Here is a 19,462-nt window from a genome sequence, read left to right as displayed (position 1 = left end):
TTTCATCTAAAGATAGTATTTGTACAAAGTAGCGTGGTAAATTTTACAAATTTGTTCTAGTTAATAAGGTAGAGTTCAAAGAAGGAACCGGGTTATGGCAGGCGCAAGTTTACTCACCCTAATTGATGACATCTCCGTGCTCATGGACGATGTCGCCGTTATGTCGAAGGCTGCAGTTAAAAAAACCGCCGGTGTACTTGGCGACGATCTCGCCGTAAATGCTGAGCAAGTCAGCGGTGTTGCTACCGAAAGAGAGCTTCCTGTAGTCTGGGCAGTTGCTAAAGGCTCACTTCTCAATAAAGTAATATTAGTCCCCGCCGCCTTACTCATAAGCTTATTTATTCCATGGCTCATCACACCGCTACTTACTCTTGGTGGTGCTTTTCTTTGCTTCGAAGGATTTGAAAAAATCCACCATTGGTGGACCCATCGCGGTCAAAAAGCATCTCATGTAAAAAACGAAGATGTGGTTTCAATGACAGCCGAAGAGTTTGCCAATCTCGAACAACAAAAAATCAAAGGCGCAATCCGCACCGACTTTATTCTGTCTGCAGAAATCGTCGTGATCGCCCTCGGCACTATGATGGCTCAATCACTGACCATGCAGGCTGTCAGTTTAAGTATCGTTGCTGTGCTAGTCACCGCTGGCGTATACGGTTTAGTCGCTATCATCGTAAAGCTCGATGACGCTGGACTCTGGCTTATCAATAACAATCCTTCTAAAAGTGTCTTGAAGCAGAAACTAGGGCTCGGTCTTTTGAGCTTCGCTCCTTGGTTAATGAAAGCTCTCGCAGTCGTTGGCACGATCGCGATGTTCTTGGTTGGTGGCGGTATTATTAGCCATGCGATTCCTTGGCTCGAACACTTAAGTGCTGCACAGGCAGATACCTTCAATCACATTCCAAGCCTAGATCTATTCTGGGAGAGCATTGGTGCTAGCATGATTCACCTGTTTAGCGGTGCTGTACTTGGTGCTGTTTGCTTTAGGTTGCACCACGTTTACACCAAGATAAAAGGTTCAGCCTGACCAACGTAATGTCACTGGCGTATAACTCGTCTAGATACAAACTTAATGACCTATTCACGACCCCGTAAGATAGCCACAAGCCACAACTGATTTAATACCGATTCAAACAACAATAAGCCTAGATAGGCATTAAGGAAGTTGAAATGAAAAGTGTATGGGTCGGTGGGTTGATGATCTCCAGTTTGGTCGCTTTTAATGCAAACGCATCAGCGCCAGCATCGATTAATCTAGGTATTTTAGGTGGTGAGAACTCGGAAGCGCAGATTGGTAACAACCAATGTGTGGTTGAGTTTATGCAAGCGGAACTTGGTGTGAAAACCAACATCCGCAATTCGAGTGACTACAACTCAGTCATACAAGGTTTACTCGGTAAGAAAATCGACTTGGTTATCAACATGTCGCCTAAAGCGTTCGCCGAAGTCCACCTTAATGATCCAGAAGCGGTGGACATCATCGGCTTAATTGCCGATAACACGGATAACTCTCGGGGCTACCACTCAGTTGTCATCGTAAAAGCTGATAGCCCTTATCAAAGCATCGACGATTTACGTGGCAAGGTATTCTCTTTTGCAGACCCAAATTCTACCTCCGGCTACTTGATACCAAACAACCAACTTCAGCAGCAGATTGGCGGCACGATGGACAACCGTTTTAACGGTTTCTTCGACACAATCAGTTTTTCGGGCGGGCACGAGCAAAACATCGTTGGTGTTATCAACGGTCAGTTTGATGCTGCAGTCTCTGCGTCAAGCATGGTAGGTGATGAATCGATAGGTTATTCAGCAGGCGCTCTCCATCGCTATGCGAAGCACGACCCAGAGGTGATGGATAAGATCCGCGTCATCTGGCAATCTCCGCTTATCGCGAATGGCTCTACGATTGTCAGCAATGATTTAGACCCAGCGTTTAAAGAAAAGCTGGTTGCTGCCGTAAAAAAGTTGGATAAAGAAGATAACGAGTGCTTCTCAAAAGCCGCAGGCGGATTAAGACATCTTGCCGATACGAGCATAGAAGAGTATCAATCGATCATCGATTTGGTGTATGCGACTAAGTTTGTGCAGCGCTAAACCACGCTTGCACAGGTCTAACTAAAGCACAAAAAAGTAGGTTCACGACTGAGCCTACTTTTGAATGTGAATTGCTAAGAGTGTCTATGACAGCTCTGACAATTGGTCTGAGAACCAGATTTTGCGTTGAAAACGTGGGTTCTTAGATGACATATCGATTTTATATGGGTTCTTCTCAAGCGCACGCTGAGGCACGTTAAGGATCTTACAAAGCTCTTGCGCCAAGAACTTCTCAATCTTCAACACAACCATCTTCTTACGCAGACGCCCCTGCTCATCACGGTTTAGGATCGTTGGCATGGTGTTCAGCGTCAGAATCTCACCAAGTGCAGGGTGAGACATACGCTCACGCCCTTCTGTGCTCGCGTAGAAGTGCGACACAGTAAATACCATACGCTCAGGCTTTAGCTGCTGGAGGAACTGACAAGATTGAACTACTGTCGAGCCAGTGCGAACCATATCATCAAACAGAACAATACTTGGGTTCTCTAGACCCTCAAATGTATCTTCGCTCTCTTTATGCAGCGTGATTTCAACTTTGCGCTCGGCCGTACGCTCTTTGTCCAGCATGATGAACTTCGCTTTGTTTAAGCCCAGCTTCTTGTAGATCTCTTTAACGAAATCACGAGCGCCTTTGTCTGGAGCACATAGAACCAGACCTTCGCCTTCTGGACCGTAGCTTAGAATGTTTGAGTTCAATAGGTAGTGCGCGTAAATCTCGTAAGGAATCAGGTTGTAGAAACGCCCTTTGAACACTTCAGTAAACATCTTCTGCACAGAGACCGAGTGGTTATGTACAGTGATGACATCATCCACACCAGCAAGCTTTAGCATTTGCGCGTAAAGCATCGCCGTAAATGGCTGACCATCAAACTTCTTGATATCGGCGACGTCACGCTCAGCTGACTTATCACCTAACTCAGGACGAGCACCACGGTCTTGAGCAGAGAAAAACAGGTCAGGTTCAACCAAAGTCACACGGCTAGCGCCATTTTCTTTCGCCGCACGTGCAATGATCAAGTTGTGCATTGCAAGTTCTTGACGGCTTGTGACCAGATTGCCCGTGCTGACAATCACTACGGTTTTGCCCGCTAGGCTATTACCAATGTTGTCCATGTCGTTCTCATCAGAGATAAAGCGTGGGCAAAACTCGGTATTCATAAAGTGCTTCATGCTGATGACATCGGAGATATCTTCATGCTGCCCCATCGCATAGGCGACATCGATTGCAAATGGGTTATCAGATGAGTTGCTAACAATCACTACGTCACTAGATTGTTCGTTCAGAGTGCTCATGGTATTCCTTATCAAGAAGAAGCGAAGTGGGTTGCGGGTATTCTAGTGGTAAACCACACAAAATGGCATCGGAAATAGTAAGTTTATGCGTAATTAGGTTGAGAACAGCATTAAGCAAACGTTTTCCAACTGAAAATTGCGTCTATTTTCACCATTTCGTTTAGTCGAAGGCGCTAATTTCGTCATTTTTTCGTCAAGTAATTGATCTTACGCAGCAATACGTTCATCTATCTCCCCTCCCCTATATTCAGCCAGCAAAGCAAACGCTAGAATCCCCTCCAAATTTTATTTGGCAAAACAGGAAACGGCTTCTGATGACTACTCCAACTCAGTTTGAACTTTATGACATCCTCAAAACCTATGAGGACAACTACCAAAATGGTCCATTCTTTGATGCCAAATACCCGACTCGTCCAGCGGTAACACAAACTCATAAAATCTTTGACTTTGAGGTTAACTCTCGTCTTGGTGTTCCTGCGGGCCCTCTACTAAACAGCCACTGGTGTGATGTTTATGCGAAGCTAGGTTTCGATATCCCGGTATACAAAACAGTAAGAAGTGTTGAGCGCACCTGCCACCCAGCACCAAACTGTGTCTTCCTTGATACCAACGAACAGTTCGACAACCGCGACATCAACACAGAGATCCACCCAGGTGCTCGCCCTTCAGTCGATGAAAAAATCACCATCACTAACTCGTTCGGCGTACCTTCTCTAGCGCCATCGGTGTGGATGAAAGACATCGAAGAAGGCAACCGTAAGATGGGTAAGAACCAGCTTATGATTGTTTCGGTAAACGGTACTCCAGGTCTTGCAGAGCGTGATCTTGTTGAAGACTACGGCTACGTTTCATCAATGGCGAAAGAAGCTGGCGCTAAAGTTATCGAAGTGAACTACTCATGCCCTAACCTAGGCGGAAGCAAAGAAGGCGCGCTGTTCTCTGATCCAGAAAACTCTGCGCTAGTGTCTAAGAAAATCCGTGAATCTATCGGGGACACACCACTTCTTATCAAACTAGGTTGGATGCCAGCAGAACAGCTAGAAAAAGTTATCGAAGCAAACCGCCCATTCGTTGATGGTTTTGCTGCAATCAACACCATCCCTCGCCAAGTAGTCACTCCAGAAGGCGTTGCTGCTCTACCTGGTGAAGGTCGTCTGCAAAGTGGTACGTGTGGCTACGCGATTGGTAACTTGGCTGAAGAAGTCACACAGAACCTAATCGACCTTCGCACCAAATGGAAAGATGAATTCGTTATCTGTTCTGTAGGCGGCATGATGAATGCTGAAGACCTACACCGCCGCCTAGATATGGGCGCAGACATGGTAATGAGTGCGACTGCAGCAATGTGGGACCCGTACTTGGCTCAGAAATTCCATGAGTACAAGTAAGCGACTGGGCTAGGTTTAGCTAGTTGAGTAAAAAAGGCTATTGGTGCTAGAAATGGTGCCAATAGCTTTTGTCCCCCTATCAGCACGCGTATTCTAAATCCGTGCGTTCCTTATGAAATCACACATTTTTCAATCATGCGCCAGCCAATATAGATAGCTGCCCCACCCAGCACTAACTCAGAAAGAATTAAGAAGAAAAACAGAAGCCACTTGTTCTCATAGTAAATATTGTTGAGAGTACGAGTGTAAAACGCTGGAACAAGACTTCTACCGACGTAGATAACAATAGCGATAAAGAGAATAGAGTTTACGAGTTCTGTGTTGGTTATACAGCTAAACATAAAATGCCTCTACGACTTACCCAGATAGGGTGTCAGAAACTCGCTAACTTGCTCACTACACAAACCAACCTCTACCTCTACTCCTGCTTCCCTTAGAATTGCTATGCCTTTACCGCTATTGCGGGGATCGGGGTCTAACATGGCTACGACCACCTTCTTGATCCCGGACTTAACGAGTGTCTCTGCGCAAGCTGGTGTTCGACATACGAATGAGCATGGCTCAAGCGTCACGTAGGCTGTGATGTTGTCCATCGAACCTGAGTATTTGTTTAGAGCTTCTACTTCAGCGTGATTGTAGCCGATGGGTTGTGTGAAGCCTTCGGAGACGATTTGATTGTCGTCGACGAGGACGCAACCGACTGGTGGGTTGGGTTTACAGTTTGGGAGGGCGGATTTTGAGAGTGTTAGGGCTTTGAGCATGTGGGATTTGGGCATTGGGGTGTGTCCATGTAGATAAAGTTGATTCTTGGATTCAGAAGTCGATTTGCAAACAGTCTACTAAAGCAAGACGTCCTTAACACAGTAGGTTTTGGTGTCTTGATTGGATGATCTCATTACCAAAGTCTTCATCATCCTCATACCTACCGCAGAGTACAATAGAGTAAGCGCCTTCATTTTCTCCGCCACTAATCTCAGCCTGCGTTGGTAAATGAAGACAAGCGTCTTTAAGAACAGAGCGATTTTCGAAAACATCTCCAACTTCAATACTGGCAATATGTCCAAAATGGCTAATATATTTCCTATACACACAACGCCGACTTAAGCGGACGAAAATTGGCTATGATTTGCATTAAAGTGAAAATAACCAACTGTTTTTTATTGACGTTTAATGTTCTTGTTTGGGCTTATTATTTTAGTTGATTTGCGATACCTAAATTTATAAGCCTCTCGCTCTCAATAGCTAACTGTAGAAGACCAGCACTACTTGAGTGTACTTTTTCTTTTGAAAACACTTTTTTAAGTTCCTGTAGATTCAAACTAGTCATTTTTACTGACTCAGAGCTCCCCAAAATGGGTAATTTACTATAGTCTTTGTCGTCTACAACTATTAAAAATGAAGCTTCATGTCGCAGAACGGTTAGATCCGTAACCAGCCCCAAAAAGTCGAAGCTAGCTGATTTAGTGTTAATTAGCTCTATTAACATAGAGACATGCTTTTCGGAAAGTATGCTGTTAGAATCTCTACCATCTACACAAAAACTAAACTCTTCAACATTGTATAGTTCCTCAGCATATTCTCTTAGTAACGCTGTCCGTATATCGAAGGCTTGCTCTAATAATATACTGTTATTATCTTGTTCGTGACCAAAAACTTCAAAGCCACCTGCAGGTTGAATCTGCCATAGGTCAGGTTTTACAGAGACATCTTTGCCCCTTTGTGCAATAACTGCTTTCCATTCAATATTCTCTGGGTCCTTATAGTCTTTGTAGATGACTAGAGCCTGCACACTGATTAATGGGAAGGCGTTACAGGGTTTAAGAATTGCCAAGGAGGGGGAACAGGAGCCGTGATAATTAGCTCTCATTTTTAAATCTGTAGCAATATTTATGTTCTTTCCCTGCTTTCTCTCATAGCTCTTAAATAGTTCCCATTCTAATATATGTGCAGTGGTTAAATTTTGGTCATACGTAGTAGCACGAGCAGAAATCGAATCTAAAAGGCCGTTTGAGTCTAAAATCACTTCATTAACGGAAAAACCCTTCATCTTCGGCCTTTTAACAGAATCGCCTAAATATTTTAGATACTTTCTTTGAGTCCTATTAAATTCAAAACTTTCTATATCAGTTGATTCTAAAGAGCATAACCCTTTGAATGGGTATTGATGTTTACTATTTGTACGTATTATAGTTGCTGGATATTCCTTCCCATATAGTGTGGTGAACTCCGAAGATGAATAAGTTTCCTTAAAAAAAGACAACTGCCAATGTAAATAGTCATCAGAGTTCATTTTATCACTCAATTGATACCTGTAGTTATTTATCCTATTTATTTTTCTTTCCTTTAAATATTCAAATAACTTATTCGCAAGTGTAACTAACGGTAAAACAACTAAGCAAATACCCAAAAGGTTTGCCAACCATCCTAGCTCTGACCAAAACTGATAAAACTCTTGCATGTACTCGTTTCTCTCTTTTTCGAGTGGTTCTAACACTTATCGGAAGGACTAGTTCCGTATAAATCCTAACAGCTTGCACTCAATCCATATAAAACTCAAACACTATCAAGTAGTTATGTGACTACCCCTTAGTATTGAGCTGAAACGGCAGAAAATTCGCTAACTGGCTGGAAAATCAGGGTTATACGGAAAGGTGGATGCGGGCGAATAATGAAGGGTTGGAGCGTGTTGTGGGTAGATTCCTGCCTGCGCAGGAATGACGTGAACTGGGATTTTTGGATGCGTAGAAGTACTTTAGCAGCTAGAAAGTTGGCGGCGTGGCGGCGCTGATTAGTTCACATTCTACTTTGCCTTTGTTGCGGAAGCGGTGAGGCTTTCTGGTTTCGAAGTAGTATGAGTCGCCGGCTTTGAGCACGCGGGTTTGGCTGCCTACGGTGATTTCTATTTCGCCACGGATGACGACACCGCCCTCTTCTCCGTCGTGTTCGATGAAGTCTGTACCTGTATCTGAACCTGGTGGGTAGATTTCTCGGAGGATGGCGAGTTGTCGGCCTTCGCGTTTGGCGCCGACGAGCAGCATTTTAATTTTGCCGTCACCTAAGTCTGCCATTTGTTCGGCGGTGAAGAAAATGTCATCTTTGGGTTCGACGTCTAGGGTGAAGAACTCGCCCATTGAGATTGGGATGGCATCGAGGATTTTCTTGAGTGAACCCACTGACGGGTTCACCAAGTTTTGCTCTATTTGAGAGATCATGGAGTTGGTGACGCCACTTCGCTTGGCGAGTTCTCGTTGCGACAAGCCGCGCATTGTGCGAATCGTTTTTAGCTGTTTCCCTACATCCATGTCTCTCTCCCTAAATTAAGCTGTGATCTCAGCAAGTTATTTCCGTTTACTGCTGACTCATCTTCATTTCTAGAAGCCTACGCTTTTCTGCCTTTGCCATCAACCACCACGCGATAAATGTGGCACAGGAGACGGCGAGTATCGTCAGTGTTGCCAGCGCGTTGATCTTCGGACTCACCCCCAGCCTTACACTGGAGAACACCACCATAGGCAAGGTTGTCGCACTAGGCCCTGACACAAAGCTCGCAATCACCAAGTCATCAAGCGACAGGGTAAACGCCAGTAGCCAGCCCGCTAGAATCGCTGGTGCAATAGATGGCAGCGTGATTTGGAAGAAGACCTTCCAAGGTGGCGCACCTAAATCCATCGCGGCTTCTTCGATTGATCGGTCGACTTCTTGAAGCCTCGAACTAACCACCACAGTGACATAAGCCGTACAAAACGTCACGTGGGCTATCCAAATGGTCATCATGCCACGTTGGCTGAAGATATCGAACACCTGCCCCATCGCAATAAACAGCAGTAACAGTGACAAGCCAGTAATCACTTCTGGCATAACCAATGGCGCAGTAATCATAAACGCAAAGCCCGTCTCGCCTTTGAACTTACCGAATCGGTTAAGGACGAAGGCGGCGATAATGCCAAGAACCACTGCGGCACTTGCTGATAGGAACCCGATAATTAGGCTGAGTTTTACGCCGCCCATTAGCAAATCATCTTGTAGTAGCTCAAAGTACCACTTGAATGAGAAACCTGACCAAACCGTTACCAAGCGGTTTTCGTTAAACGAGTAGATGATCAGAATCAGGATCGGCAGATATAGGAACGCAAAGCCCACGCCCAATATCACCCATTTAAGTTTGCTGTTGTAAACTGGGATGTCGTTCATCCTTGAGCCTCCAATTCACGTTTTTGATAGCGATGGAACCATAGAATTGGCAGCATCAAAATGAGCAGCATGACTATGGCGACGGCAGATGCCACAGGCCAGTCTCGGTTGTTGAAGAACTCTTGCCACAACACCTTACCGATTAGAACCGTATCGGGGCCGCCCAATAGTTCTGGGATAACAAACTCACCCACAGCCGGGATAAACACTAACATTGAGCCTGCAATGATACCTGCTCGTGTAAGCGGTACTAGAACCGTAAACAGTGTCGTCATTGGCTTAGCACCTAGGTCGCTCGCGGCTTCAAGCAACGAATAATCCACTCGCATAAGAGCGGTATATAGCGGTAGCACCATAAACGGCAAGTAGGTGTAGATAATGCCAATATAGACTGCAGTATCTGTGTGCAGGATTTGTAGTGGCTCGTCAATGACGCCAGACATCATCAAGACGTTATTGAGCAGTCCGTTATTTTTTAAGATGCCAATCCACGCATAGACTCGAATCAAGAAACTGGTCCACGATGGCAGGATAATCAACATCAAAAGGACATTACGAGTACTTGGAGATGAGTGAACAATCGCCCAGGCAATCGGGAAGCCTATGATTAAACACAGTACCGTCGAGATAAAGGCGATACGAATCGATTGAATGTAAGACGACGCGTAAAGGTCATCTTCAATCAGGTACTGGTAGTTGCCTACATTGAGCAGCAGTTGCAACTGTTGCTCCGCATAGCTCAACAGCTCTGAATACGGTGGAATCGATATCTGAGCTTCTGCAAAACTGATCTTAAATACGATAAGAAACGGCAGCAGGAAGAACAGTAGGAGCCAACCGTACGGCACGGCGAGTAGCAGACACTTAGGTGTCGGTACCACACTCCAAATATTAAGTTTGGCTGGTTTCTTCATATCTTGAGTACCACACAACTTTCCTTGTCCCAGCAAAGATTGACTCTTTGCTCCCATGTAGGCATTCCTTTCCTAACACGACTGGTGTTTTGCAGTGTTGCGGTGACCAGTTTTCCTGAGTCGAGTCTTACGTGATAGATCGACTGATTACCCATATAGGCGATGTCTTCGACGAGTCCACTACAATGATTCGGCGACGGATTCATATGATCGCACAATGTAATTTTCTCCGGTCTCACAGCAATCGACACCGGAATACCTGGCGCACCAGAGATACCGTGGCTGATAGAGATCGGATTGCTCATATCTGGAGTGCGAACGGTTGAATGGTCGGCCTCATTGGTTTCAAGCACACCTTCGAAGATGTTGACCGAGCCGATGAACTTAGCCGCAAATTTGGAGTTCGGGTGCTCGTAAATCGACTCTGGCGAGCCAATCTGTACAAACTGCCCTTTATTCATAATGGCAATGCGAGTTGCCATAGTCATGGCTTCTTCTTGGTCGTGGGTAACCATCACACAGGTCACGCCGACGCTTTCTAGAATATCGACCACCTCGAGCTGCATCTTTTCTCTAAGGTTTTTGTCTAGTGCGCCCATTGGCTCATCAAGAAGCAGCAGTTTTGGTTTTTTCGCTAAGCTTCTTGCCAGCGCGACACGCTGTCTTTGTCCGCCAGACAGTTGATGAGGTTTACGCTTGGCGAAATCGGTCATTCGTACCAGCTCGAGCATGTGCTTCACCGTTGCGTCGATCTCTTTGCTTGGCATACCGTCTTGTTTCAAACCAAAGGCGATGTTCTTCTCCACCGTCATATGTGGGAACAACGCGTACGACTGGAACATCATGTTCACAGGTCGTTTGTAAGGCGGAATGTCTGCCAAATCTTCGCCATCAAGAATGATTTGACCTGCAGTTGGTTGTTCGAAACCCGCGAGCATGCGCAGTAGTGTTGATTTACCACAGCCAGAGGCGCCTAGCAGCGCGAATAGCTCGCCTTGATTGATGGTGAGATCAATGTTGTCCACGGCTACGTGACCATCGAAATCCTTAGTCAGACCTCGAATTTCTAGAAGTGGTTTCGGTGGCACTGGGGCAACGTGTTGATGGTTGAGCTCTGTATCGAGTGACATCACTGTCATGGTAGTCTCCAAGCAAACGCGGCGACCCAAGTTGGGTCGCCAAAATTGTCTTATCAGTTTTTAAGGAAGTCAGTCCAAGCGCGAGTCATGGCACGAGATGTTTTGTGTGGCAACATCTTCGAGCTATATAGCTTCGCTTGCGCTTCTTCTGTTGGGTAGATCCCTGGATCTTCTAGAATCTCTGCGTCGATAAACTCACGTGATGGTGGGTTCGGGTTCGCATACCAAACATAGTTACTGATCTCAGCAATCACTTCTGGACGAAGTAGATAGTTGATAAACAAGTGAGCGTTCTCTGGGTGCTTCGCTTCTTTTGGAATCGCCATTAGGTCGAACCAAGCCAGCGCACCCTCTTTCGGAATTGAGTACGCGACTTCTACACCATTGTCTGCTTCAGCAGCGCGATCAGCCGCTTGAAGGACGTCACCAGACCAACCGATCGCCACACAGATATCACCGTTTGCTAGGTCATTGATGTACTGCGATGAGTGGAAGTAGGTCACGTATGGACGAACTTGTTTAAGCAGCTCCAAAGCGTCTTTCTTGTAGTCGTTTGGATTGGTACTATTTGGATCTTTGCCGATATAATTCAGCGCAGCCGCCATGATTTCGGTTGGCGCATTCAAGAAACCCACACCACACTTGTTGAGTTTTTCCATGTTCTCTGGCTTGAACACGAGATCCCAGCTGTCGACAGGGGCATCTTCACCAAGTACCGCCTTCACTTTCTCAACGTTGTAACCTATACCCGTGGTACCCCATAGGTAAGGGACTGAGTAGTCGTTACCTGGGTCTACAGTGTCAGCAAGAATGCCCATCAGTTTCGGGTCAAGGTTCTTGTAGTTAGTCAGCTTAGACTTATCGAGCTTTTGGAAAGCCCCCGCTTTCGCCTGACGACCTAAGAAGTCGTTACTCGGTACAACTAGGTCAAAGCCTGTGTTGCCCGATAAGATCTTCGCCTCTAACACTTCGTTTGAGTCGAATACGTCATACACGACTTTGATGCCGGTTTCCGCTTCAAACTTCGCAATGGTGTCTTCCGCTATGTAGTCTGACCAATTGTAAATGTTGAGCACTTTTTCCTCAGCAGCAAAAGATGTCATTGAGGTAAGCCCCATTGTCATCCCTAACGCTACACCAAAGTATGCTTTTGCTTTCTCCATTTGGATCTCCGTTTCCTGTTTGCTCTTTGGTTAATACCTTTGTTGTGTTTTTCTGGTATTGGGTGTCTCGTCGGCTACTGCGAAACGTCGGCGAGTGTTTTATCGAGTGCGAGTTTTGCTTTTTCGATGAACTCATCGATCTCGTCTCGGGTGATAATGAGCGGTGGCGAACAAATCATGGTGTCCCCTACCGCTCGAAGAACGACACCTGAGTTAAAGCAATGCTCGCGACAACGCGTACCTACATCGAGGTCTTTGTGGTATCGCTCATTAGTCTGTTTGTCTTTGACCAGTTCAATCGCACCAACCAGACCTTTACTTCTTGCTTCACCGACCATTGGGTGCTCTAAAAGCTCACTCCAACGTGAAGCAAAGTAAGGGGCGGTATCTTCGCGAACTTGGTTGATGATATTGCGGTTTTGCATCTCCTTGATATTGGCGATGGCAACCGCACAGGCAGCTGGGTGACCTGAGTAGGTAAACCCGTGCGCGAACTCGGTGTCAGCATCTGTCAGCACCTTGGCAACGTGGTCGCGCACCATGACGCCACCAAGTGGTAGATAGCCTGAGGTAATGCCTTTTGCCATACACATGAGATCGGGTTTGATGTTGTAGGTTTGGCTAGCAAACCACTCACCTGTTCGCCCGAATCCACAGATCACTTCATCAGCAATCAAAAGGATTTCGTATTTGTCACAGATACGTTGAATTTCTGGCCAGTAACTGTCTGGCGGGATAATTACGCCACCAGCGCCTTGAATAGGCTCAGCGATAAACGCAGCGACATTCTCTTCACCAAGTTCAAGGATCTTCGCTTCAAGCTGACGTGCGCGTTCCAAGCCAAACTCATTCGCATCCATAGCCTGACCTTCACCGAAGTGATATGGCTGATCGATATGAGTAATGTTTGGCAATGGCAAACCACCTTGAGCATGCATAAACGCCATACCACCAAGGCTTGCGCCCGCCATGGTACTGCCGTGGTAGGCATTCTTACGGCTAATGATGGTTTGTTTGTTTGGCTTACCTAGGCTTGTCCAGTAATGACGAACCATGCGAACCACAGTGTCGTTACACTCAGAGCCCGACCCAGTAAAGAACACATGATTCATCCCTTCTGGTGCTACTTCAGCAAGCAGCGTCGAGAGCTCAACAGCAGGTGGATGCGTAGTCTGGAAAAACAGATTGTAGTAAGGCAACTCCTTTAGCTGGTTGGTCGCCGCTTCAATAAGAGGCTCACAGTTGTAGCCCATATTTACGCACCAAAGACCCGCCATTCCATCTAAGATTTTATTGTCATGCTCATCGTAGATGTAGATGCCTTCTGCACGAGTAATCACTCGTGAACCTTTGTCGTTTAGTGCTTTGAAGTTAGTAAATGGATGGAGACAGTGTGCGCTGTCTTGCTCTGTCCATTTTGATCCGTTTTGTACTGACATAAATTAATTTCCATTTCCTGCTGTTTAATTAATGCTCTTTCGATAGCGTTGCCTTAGTTACACGTTTAAAAGTAAGAATTCTCGCTCCCAAGAACTGATCACTTGGAAGAAGGTTTTGTACTCCTTGCGTTTGATTGCCACATAAGCCGATACAAATCGATCGCCTAGGATTTCTCGTAATTCATCGCTGTTCTCTAGCAGAACCAATGCATCCTCTAGGTTGTGAGGAAGCGAGTATGGTTCAGTAGTCATGTCGCCTGTGCTCTTCTCCGTTGGCGTGAGTTTTTCTTTCATGCCAAGGTAACCACACGCTAGGGTAAGAGCCATCGCCAGATATGGGTTAGCATCTGCACCTGCGTAACGGTTTTCTAAACGTCTTGAATCTCGATCTGATACTGGGACACGAAGACCAACAGTGCGGTTGTCTTCACCCCAAGCGACGTTAGTTGGCGCTGAATCACCAAACACCAAACGGCGATACGAATTCACGTTTGGAGCAAAGAACGCAATCGCTGCTGGCGTGTATTTCTGCATGCCACCGATGTAGTTCATGAACAGTTCGCTGTTTGAGCCATCTTCGTTGGCGAATAGGTTTTTACCTTTGTCATCAACTAGGCTTTGGTGAATGTGCATCGCACTGCCCGGCTCATCTTCCATCGGTTTTGCCATAAAGGTGGCGTACACATCGTGTCTGAGCGCCGCCTCGCGTACCGTGCGTTTGAATAGGAAAACTTGGTCTGCTCGGTCTAGTGGCTCGCCGTGGTCAAAGTTAAGCTCCATCTGGGCTGCGCCAGACTCATGGACCAAGGTGTCTACATCCAAACCCTGCGCTTCACAGTAGTCGTACATGTCTTCGAAAATAGGATCGAATTCGTTAACCGCATCGATACTGAATGACTGTCTTGCTGTTTCTGGGCGACCATTGCGACCAATCGGCGGCTCAAGTGGGTAGTCCCAATCAAGGTTTTTCTGAACTAGGAAAAACTCGAGCTCTGGCGCGACAACTGGATGCCACCCTTCTTTTTCGTAGAGACTCAACACACGGCGTAACACAGCACGTGGTGAGATATCGACAGGGTTACCCTCTACGGTGTAGCAGTCGTGGATCACTTGCGCCGTGGGCTCTTTGGTCCAAGGCACAAATCGAATTGTGTTTTGGTCGGGCTCCAGAGTCATGTCCTTCTCGGTCAGGTCGATCATACTTTCATCGTCTGGCCAATCGCCGGTCACGGTCTGGAAAAAAACCACTTCGGGAAGACGCATGCCCCCTTCTCGAAGGAATTTTTTCGCTGGCATAATTTTGCCTCGAGCGTTGCCCGTGATATCCGGGATCAAACACTCAACTTCAGTAATACGGTTCTCTTCTATCCATTTCCTAATCGTTTCCATAAATCCTTCTTTTCGTTACTCGCTCAACGAATTTATCAATAAGCTCCCATTTAGCATTGGCACCGACCTGTATAAATGTCAAACAAAGATGTTAATTATTTTGCAACTTTTGAGATGACGATTAACATTTTAGATACATTAGTGTTGTGTTTTACTGAACATTGTGTCTATGGTTAAAAAGCAACCAACACGGTTGAGCCCAATTTAGGGCTTGATACATAAGGAATCGTTGGGAAAAGTGGAGGAGCCACAGTGGGAACGAGTCAACTTGCGAGTAGCGCAGACAACATCGAACCAATTCAACTTGGTCACGAAAAGCTTACAATTGAACGATTTATTGAACAGCATCCAGACGTCACCAGCTTGGATTTGATCCTGTTCGATATGAACGGTGTTGTTCGAGGCAAACGCGTCCCCATCACCCAACTCAACAAAGTGTTAGAACAAGGTATTTGTCTGCCCGCTTCGGTATTCGCACTCGATATTTGTGGGGAAACGGTAGAAGAAACCGGACTGGGTTTTGAAAAAGGCGACGGTGATAGGATCTGTCGAATGGTGGCAAGCTCACTCACTACCACTCCTTGGCAAGAAAACAGTGCGCAAGCGATTGTGACCATGTTTGAGCCAACCTCAAACCAACCATTCTTTGCCGACCCAAGACACGTACTCGAAGTTCAGCTAGAAAAATTCGCTGACAAAGGACTCAAACCTTGCATCGCAGTTGAGCTTGAGTTCTATCTCCAAGATCTTGAACCCGACGAAGCAGGCAACCCACAACCACCACTGATGCCAATCAGTGGTGAACGCATGACACAAACTCAAGTCTATTCCCTAGAAGAGCTCGACGAGTTCAAAGCCTTCCTCGATGAGATCATCAGCGCCTGTGAAGAGCAGAATATCCCAGCTGAAAACATCACAGCCGAGTACGCCCCTGGGCAGTTTGAGGTCAACCTAAAACATACTGATGATGTTCTACTCGCTTGTGACCAAGCCATGCTGTTAAAGCGCGTGGTTCGAGCGGTCGCCAAAAAACACAGCTTCTACGCCAACTTTATGGCCAAACCCTACACCGAATACGCAGGCAACGGCTGTCACGTGCATATCAGCCTGCGAGATGAAACCGGAACCAATGTCTTTGGTGAAGATGAGAGCGTTCTTCTCAATGCGATTGCGGGCGTACTTGCACACCTTGAAGATAGCATGGCGATCTTCGCGCCTAACGCTAACTCTTATCGAAGGCTACAGCCTAGTATGTTCGTGCCGCTGCACGCGACTTGGGGCTGGGATAATCGAACCGTTGCAGTGCGAGTACCTGCAAGTGGTCAATCAGACAAACGCATCGAGCACCGCCTCTCTGGCGCCGATGTTAACCCCTACCTCACCGTCGCAGTACTACTCGCATCGATACTCGATGGTATTGAGAACAAACTCACTCCACCAGAGCCAATTGAAGGCGATGCAACATTGCTCGAGCTTCCTATGCTGCCTATCTCTTGGGATATGTCACTGCATGAGTTTGCCAACAGTCAGTTTATGAAACGAAGCTTTGGTGAGGAGTTCTGCAAGGTTTACCTAGCAAACAAAAAACATGAGCAAGCTCGCTTCTCTGCGCAAGTCTCGCCATTAGAATATCAGTGGTACAAGTAAAGTAAGGATACAAAATGAAAGTGAAGCACACAGACTCTTATTACGCGGCATCGCGAAATCAGCAATTCGATTTTCCTAAACTAATGGGAGATCAAATTGCCGACGTCTGTGTTATTGGCTCCGGCATCACCGGAGCCACCGCCGCACTCGAACTTGCTAACAAAGGCTTTAAAGTTATCGTTTTAGAAGCCAATCGCGTTGGCTGGGGCGCTTCTGGAAGAAGCGGTGGTCAAGCTATATTTGGCTGGGCATCCGAACAAGACACCTTAGAAAAGCTAGTTGGAAAATCCGATGCTAGAAAGCTCTGGGACATTTCCGTTGAAGCGTTAGCGCTAACGAAATCCAACATCAACAAGTACAACATTGATTGTGATTGGCGAGATGGCATGGTGCATGTCGGTGTTAAGCCTCGCCACGACAAAGAGCTCAAAGCTTGGTATGACGACCTCACCGAAAACTACGGCTATGAATCGCTAGAGATGTGGGATCAAGAAAAGACCCACCACCACCTCGCTAGCCAAAAATACACATCTGGTATGTTCGATAGCAACAGCGGCCATCTGCATCCACTCAATTACACGCTTGGATTGGTAAACGCTGCCAAACAGGCTGGTGCAGAGTTTTATGAAGACAGCTCCGTGACCAAAATCGAGCATGGTGACCCGGCTACACTGTTCACTAAAAACGGCACCGTAAAAGCTAACCACGTCATCCTCGCTTGTAATGCGTATATGGATGGCTTGGAGACCAAACTGGAAAACAAAGTGATGCCCGTCGGCACCTATATTTGTGCCACCGAGCCTTTGGGTGAAGACGTTACTGGCGCTCTAATGAAAGATCACATCGCCGCTTGTGACATCAACTTTGTCTTAGATTACTTCCGCTGCTCTGGCGATCACAGGATGCTATTTGGCGGACGAGTCAGCTACTCTGGCGTCGCTCCGTTTAATCTAGAAAAAGCCATGCGCGGACGAATGGTAGACATATTCCCTCAGCTATCCGATGCAAAAATCGATTATGCCTGGGGCGGGAATGTCGCCATCACCATGAACCGAGCTCCACACTTTGGTCGTCTGAAACCCAATGTCTACTTTGCCCAAGGCTTTTCCGGTCACGGCATCGCGGCAACGGGAATGGCAGGCACACTAATGGCTGAGTGCGTTGCCACAACGGCAGAGCGCTTCGCGATTTTCGATAAGATCCCACATATGCCGTTCCCTGGAGGGAGATTGTTTAAGACACCAGCATTGGTGTTGGCGATGTCCTACTATCGGGTAAGGGATATTCTTTAAAACAGAGCCAACAACAAGGTTGTTGGCTCTTTTCATGTTCTCCCCCTAGAACACAGCTCGTAACTGCGTTAGCTGCCAAACTCAACATAGGGGGAGCTAGAGGGGGTAACAATCGACTAACTGCTTTTTTGTACCTAACTCGCCCCGTCCTCGGCAACAGCTCCGTTATCAACACGCGTCACCAACAACTGATCCACTTTATAATCATCAATATCCACCACCTCAAACTTATACCCCGAGAAAACCACAGAATCAGTACGACGCGGAATTTTCTTCAACATAAACATCATAAAACCAGCGATGGTTTCATAGTTTTGCGAATGCGGTAATTCATCAATTTGCAGTGTGCGCATAACATCCGTAATAGGCGTGACACCGTCGACCAACCAAGAATGCTCATCACGGGCGACTATCTGCTCCTCACCTTCTGCTAACACCCAACTACCCATTGCTGCGCTTTGTAAGTCATTAAACGTCACGACGCCAAGCACTAGCGCGTATTCGTTCGTCACCACGGCGAAATCTACGCGATTAGATTTGAAATACTCCAGCGCTTCGGACAAGCTCAATGTATCGGGAATGATCGGGCAGCTTTGAACCACACTGCTGCTTTTCAAATCCAAAGTTTGCTCATTGATAAGGCGGATCAACAACTCACTCGAGTTCACAAAGCCTTTGATCGCATCAAGCTGCCCGTCACACACTAAGAACTTGTGATGAGGGTTGTCAGCTATTTTGCGTTTGAGCATCGATTCATCGTCACTAAGCGAGAGAAAAGCGATGTCTTCGCGTGGCGTCATGGCAGAAGTAATCGGGATGGATTGCATCTGAAATACGCTTTCCATCATTTGTTGCTCGTTGGTATCAAGCACGCCCGCTTCCGCGCCTGCATCCATAACCGCATAAATATCATCACTCGTGATGTCATCATCGCGTTCAGCTGGAACGCGTAGCAAACGAAAAATCAGTGTCGCCAAACCGTTAAACACAAATACGAAGGGTTTAAGGATGAGTATGCAAACCACTAGAGGCTTTACCAACGCCAAAGCGACGGTCTCTGGCATCGCCATGGCGATGCGTTTTGGCATTAGGTCAGCAAACAAAATAAACAGACTGGTAACCAAGGTAAAAGAGAGCACAAAGCTCGTTTGCGCCACCCATGTTGATGGAATCCAATTGCTGAGCATTGCTGCGATATAAGGGGTGAACGCTGATTCCCCGACAATGCCACCCATAATAGCTACTGCGTTTAGGCCAATTTGCACAACCGTGAAAAAATTGCCTGGATGCGTTTGCAGCCCGAGCACCAAAGTAGCTCGCTGATCGCCATCATCTGCAAGTTGACGCAAACGAATTTTGCGCGCAGCAGCCAATGAGATTTCTGACATCGAGAAAAAGCAGCTGATTAAGATCAGCGCCATAATTATAGAAAGGTTTTCAAGTAGACTCATGGAGACTATCCGAATAGAAAAGTGGCGTCATTCTAGCCACAATTGGCGAGGATATTGAG

At 46.5% G+C, this 19,462-nt stretch carries 18 protein-coding genes; 5 read left to right on the top strand and 13 right to left on the bottom strand.

The features are described from left to right. The first annotated feature begins 94 nt into the window (after positions 1 to 94). Together J4N45_RS21910 and phnD are read left to right on the top strand one after the other, a co-directional pair. Entirely contained in the window at positions 95 to 1,027 is a 933-nt protein-coding gene (locus J4N45_RS21910; protein WP_252016974.1) for a DUF808 domain-containing protein, read from the top strand. 143 nt (positions 1,028 to 1,170) lie between these two features. Further along, positions 1,171 to 2,094 (top strand): phosphonate ABC transporter substrate-binding protein, encoded by a 924-nt coding sequence (phnD, locus tag J4N45_RS21905; protein WP_234496918.1) that lies wholly within the window; start codon positions 1,171 to 1,173, stop codon positions 2,092 to 2,094. Positions 2,095 to 2,178: 84 nt separating this feature from the next. On the opposite strand, the gene J4N45_RS21900 is transcribed toward phnD, so the two are convergent. After that, a complete protein-coding gene (locus tag J4N45_RS21900) occupies positions 2,179 to 3,390 on the bottom strand; it encodes a phosphoribosyltransferase family protein (RefSeq protein WP_042471307.1) in 1,212 nt (403 codons plus the stop codon). A 314-nt stretch (positions 3,391 to 3,704) separates the two neighbouring features. On the opposite strand from J4N45_RS21900, the gene J4N45_RS21895 reads away from it, so the two are divergent. Further along, positions 3,705 to 4,778, top strand: coding sequence for a beta/alpha barrel domain-containing protein (locus J4N45_RS21895; protein ID WP_252016971.1), 1,074 nt, complete (start codon positions 3,705 to 3,707; stop codon positions 4,776 to 4,778). Positions 4,779 to 4,888: 110 nt separating this feature from the next. On the opposite strand, the gene J4N45_RS21890 is transcribed toward J4N45_RS21895, so the two are convergent. The 11 genes from J4N45_RS21890 to J4N45_RS21840 form a co-directional block, all read right to left on the bottom strand. Then, a complete protein-coding gene (locus J4N45_RS21890) occupies positions 4,889 to 5,119 on the bottom strand; it encodes a hypothetical protein (protein ID WP_252016970.1) in 231 nt (76 codons plus the stop codon). A gap of 9 nt (positions 5,120 to 5,128) precedes the next feature. Next, a complete protein-coding gene (locus J4N45_RS21885; protein ID WP_252016968.1) occupies positions 5,129 to 5,554 on the bottom strand; it encodes a bifunctional diaminohydroxyphosphoribosylaminopyrimidine deaminase/5-amino-6-(5-phosphoribosylamino)uracil reductase RibD in 426 nt (141 codons plus the stop codon). Positions 5,555 to 5,633: 79 nt separating this feature from the next. After that, positions 5,634 to 5,867, bottom strand: a complete 234-nt coding sequence (locus J4N45_RS21880) for a YDG/SRA domain-containing protein (protein WP_252016965.1) — start codon at positions 5,865 to 5,867, stop codon at positions 5,634 to 5,636. A gap of 100 nt (positions 5,868 to 5,967) precedes the next feature. Further along, positions 5,968 to 7,236, bottom strand: a complete 1,269-nt coding sequence (locus J4N45_RS21875) for a hypothetical protein (RefSeq protein ID WP_252016964.1) — start codon at positions 7,234 to 7,236, stop codon at positions 5,968 to 5,970. Between the two features lie 301 nt (positions 7,237 to 7,537). After that, positions 7,538 to 8,080 (bottom strand): cupin domain-containing protein, encoded by a 543-nt coding sequence (locus J4N45_RS21870; RefSeq protein WP_042471294.1) that lies wholly within the window; start codon positions 8,078 to 8,080, stop codon positions 7,538 to 7,540. A 46-nt stretch (positions 8,081 to 8,126) separates the two neighbouring features. Next, positions 8,127 to 8,969, bottom strand: coding sequence for an ABC transporter permease subunit (locus J4N45_RS21865; protein ID WP_252016962.1), 843 nt, complete (start codon positions 8,967 to 8,969; stop codon positions 8,127 to 8,129). Then, positions 8,966 to 9,883 (bottom strand): putrescine ABC transporter permease PotH, encoded by a 918-nt coding sequence (gene potH, locus J4N45_RS21860; protein WP_042471288.1) that lies wholly within the window; start codon positions 9,881 to 9,883, stop codon positions 8,966 to 8,968. The genes J4N45_RS21865 and potH overlap by 4 nt, the downstream gene beginning before the upstream one ends. Continuing rightward, entirely contained in the window at positions 9,880 to 11,022 is a 1,143-nt protein-coding gene (potG, locus tag J4N45_RS21855) for a putrescine ABC transporter ATP-binding subunit PotG (protein WP_042471286.1), read from the bottom strand. Before potG ends, potH begins: the two co-directional genes overlap by 4 nt. A 53-nt stretch (positions 11,023 to 11,075) precedes the next feature. Continuing rightward, positions 11,076 to 12,185, bottom strand: a complete 1,110-nt coding sequence (locus J4N45_RS21850; RefSeq protein ID WP_286036919.1) for an extracellular solute-binding protein — start codon at positions 12,183 to 12,185, stop codon at positions 11,076 to 11,078. A 74-nt stretch (positions 12,186 to 12,259) separates the two neighbouring features. Beyond that, on the bottom strand, positions 12,260 to 13,624 hold the full coding sequence (locus tag J4N45_RS21845) for an aspartate aminotransferase family protein (protein WP_252016960.1): 1,365 nt from the start codon (positions 13,622 to 13,624) through the stop codon (positions 12,260 to 12,262). A 57-nt stretch (positions 13,625 to 13,681) separates the two neighbouring features. After that, on the bottom strand, positions 13,682 to 15,013 hold the full coding sequence (locus J4N45_RS21840; RefSeq protein ID WP_234496928.1) for a glutamine synthetase family protein: 1,332 nt from the start codon (positions 15,011 to 15,013) through the stop codon (positions 13,682 to 13,684). A 288-nt stretch (positions 15,014 to 15,301) separates the two neighbouring features. Here J4N45_RS21840 and J4N45_RS21835 point away from each other — a divergent pair, with 288 nt between their 5' ends. Together J4N45_RS21835 and J4N45_RS21830 are read left to right on the top strand one after the other, a co-directional pair. Then, the gene (locus J4N45_RS21835; protein WP_503058231.1) at positions 15,302 to 16,660 is read left to right on the top strand and encodes a glutamine synthetase family protein; all 1,359 of its coding nucleotides are present in this window, start codon (positions 15,302 to 15,304) and stop codon (positions 16,658 to 16,660) included. Between the two features lie 14 nt (positions 16,661 to 16,674). After that, positions 16,675 to 17,952 (top strand): NAD(P)/FAD-dependent oxidoreductase, encoded by a 1,278-nt coding sequence (locus tag J4N45_RS21830; RefSeq protein WP_252016956.1) that lies wholly within the window; start codon positions 16,675 to 16,677, stop codon positions 17,950 to 17,952. 134 nt (positions 17,953 to 18,086) lie between these two features. Here the strand turns inward: J4N45_RS21830 and paeA are convergent, their stop codons facing one another. Next, a complete protein-coding gene (gene paeA / locus J4N45_RS21825) occupies positions 18,087 to 19,403 on the bottom strand; it encodes a polyamine export protein PaeA (protein WP_252016954.1) in 1,317 nt (438 codons plus the stop codon). Between the last annotated feature and the right edge of the window lie 59 nt (positions 19,404 to 19,462).

It is taken from the genome of Vibrio sp. SCSIO 43140, assembly GCF_023716585.1.
GTDB classification, from domain to species: Bacteria; Pseudomonadota; Gammaproteobacteria; order Enterobacterales; family Vibrionaceae; genus Vibrio; species Vibrio maritimus_B.
This window is presented reverse-complemented; position numbering and strand designations above follow the sequence as displayed.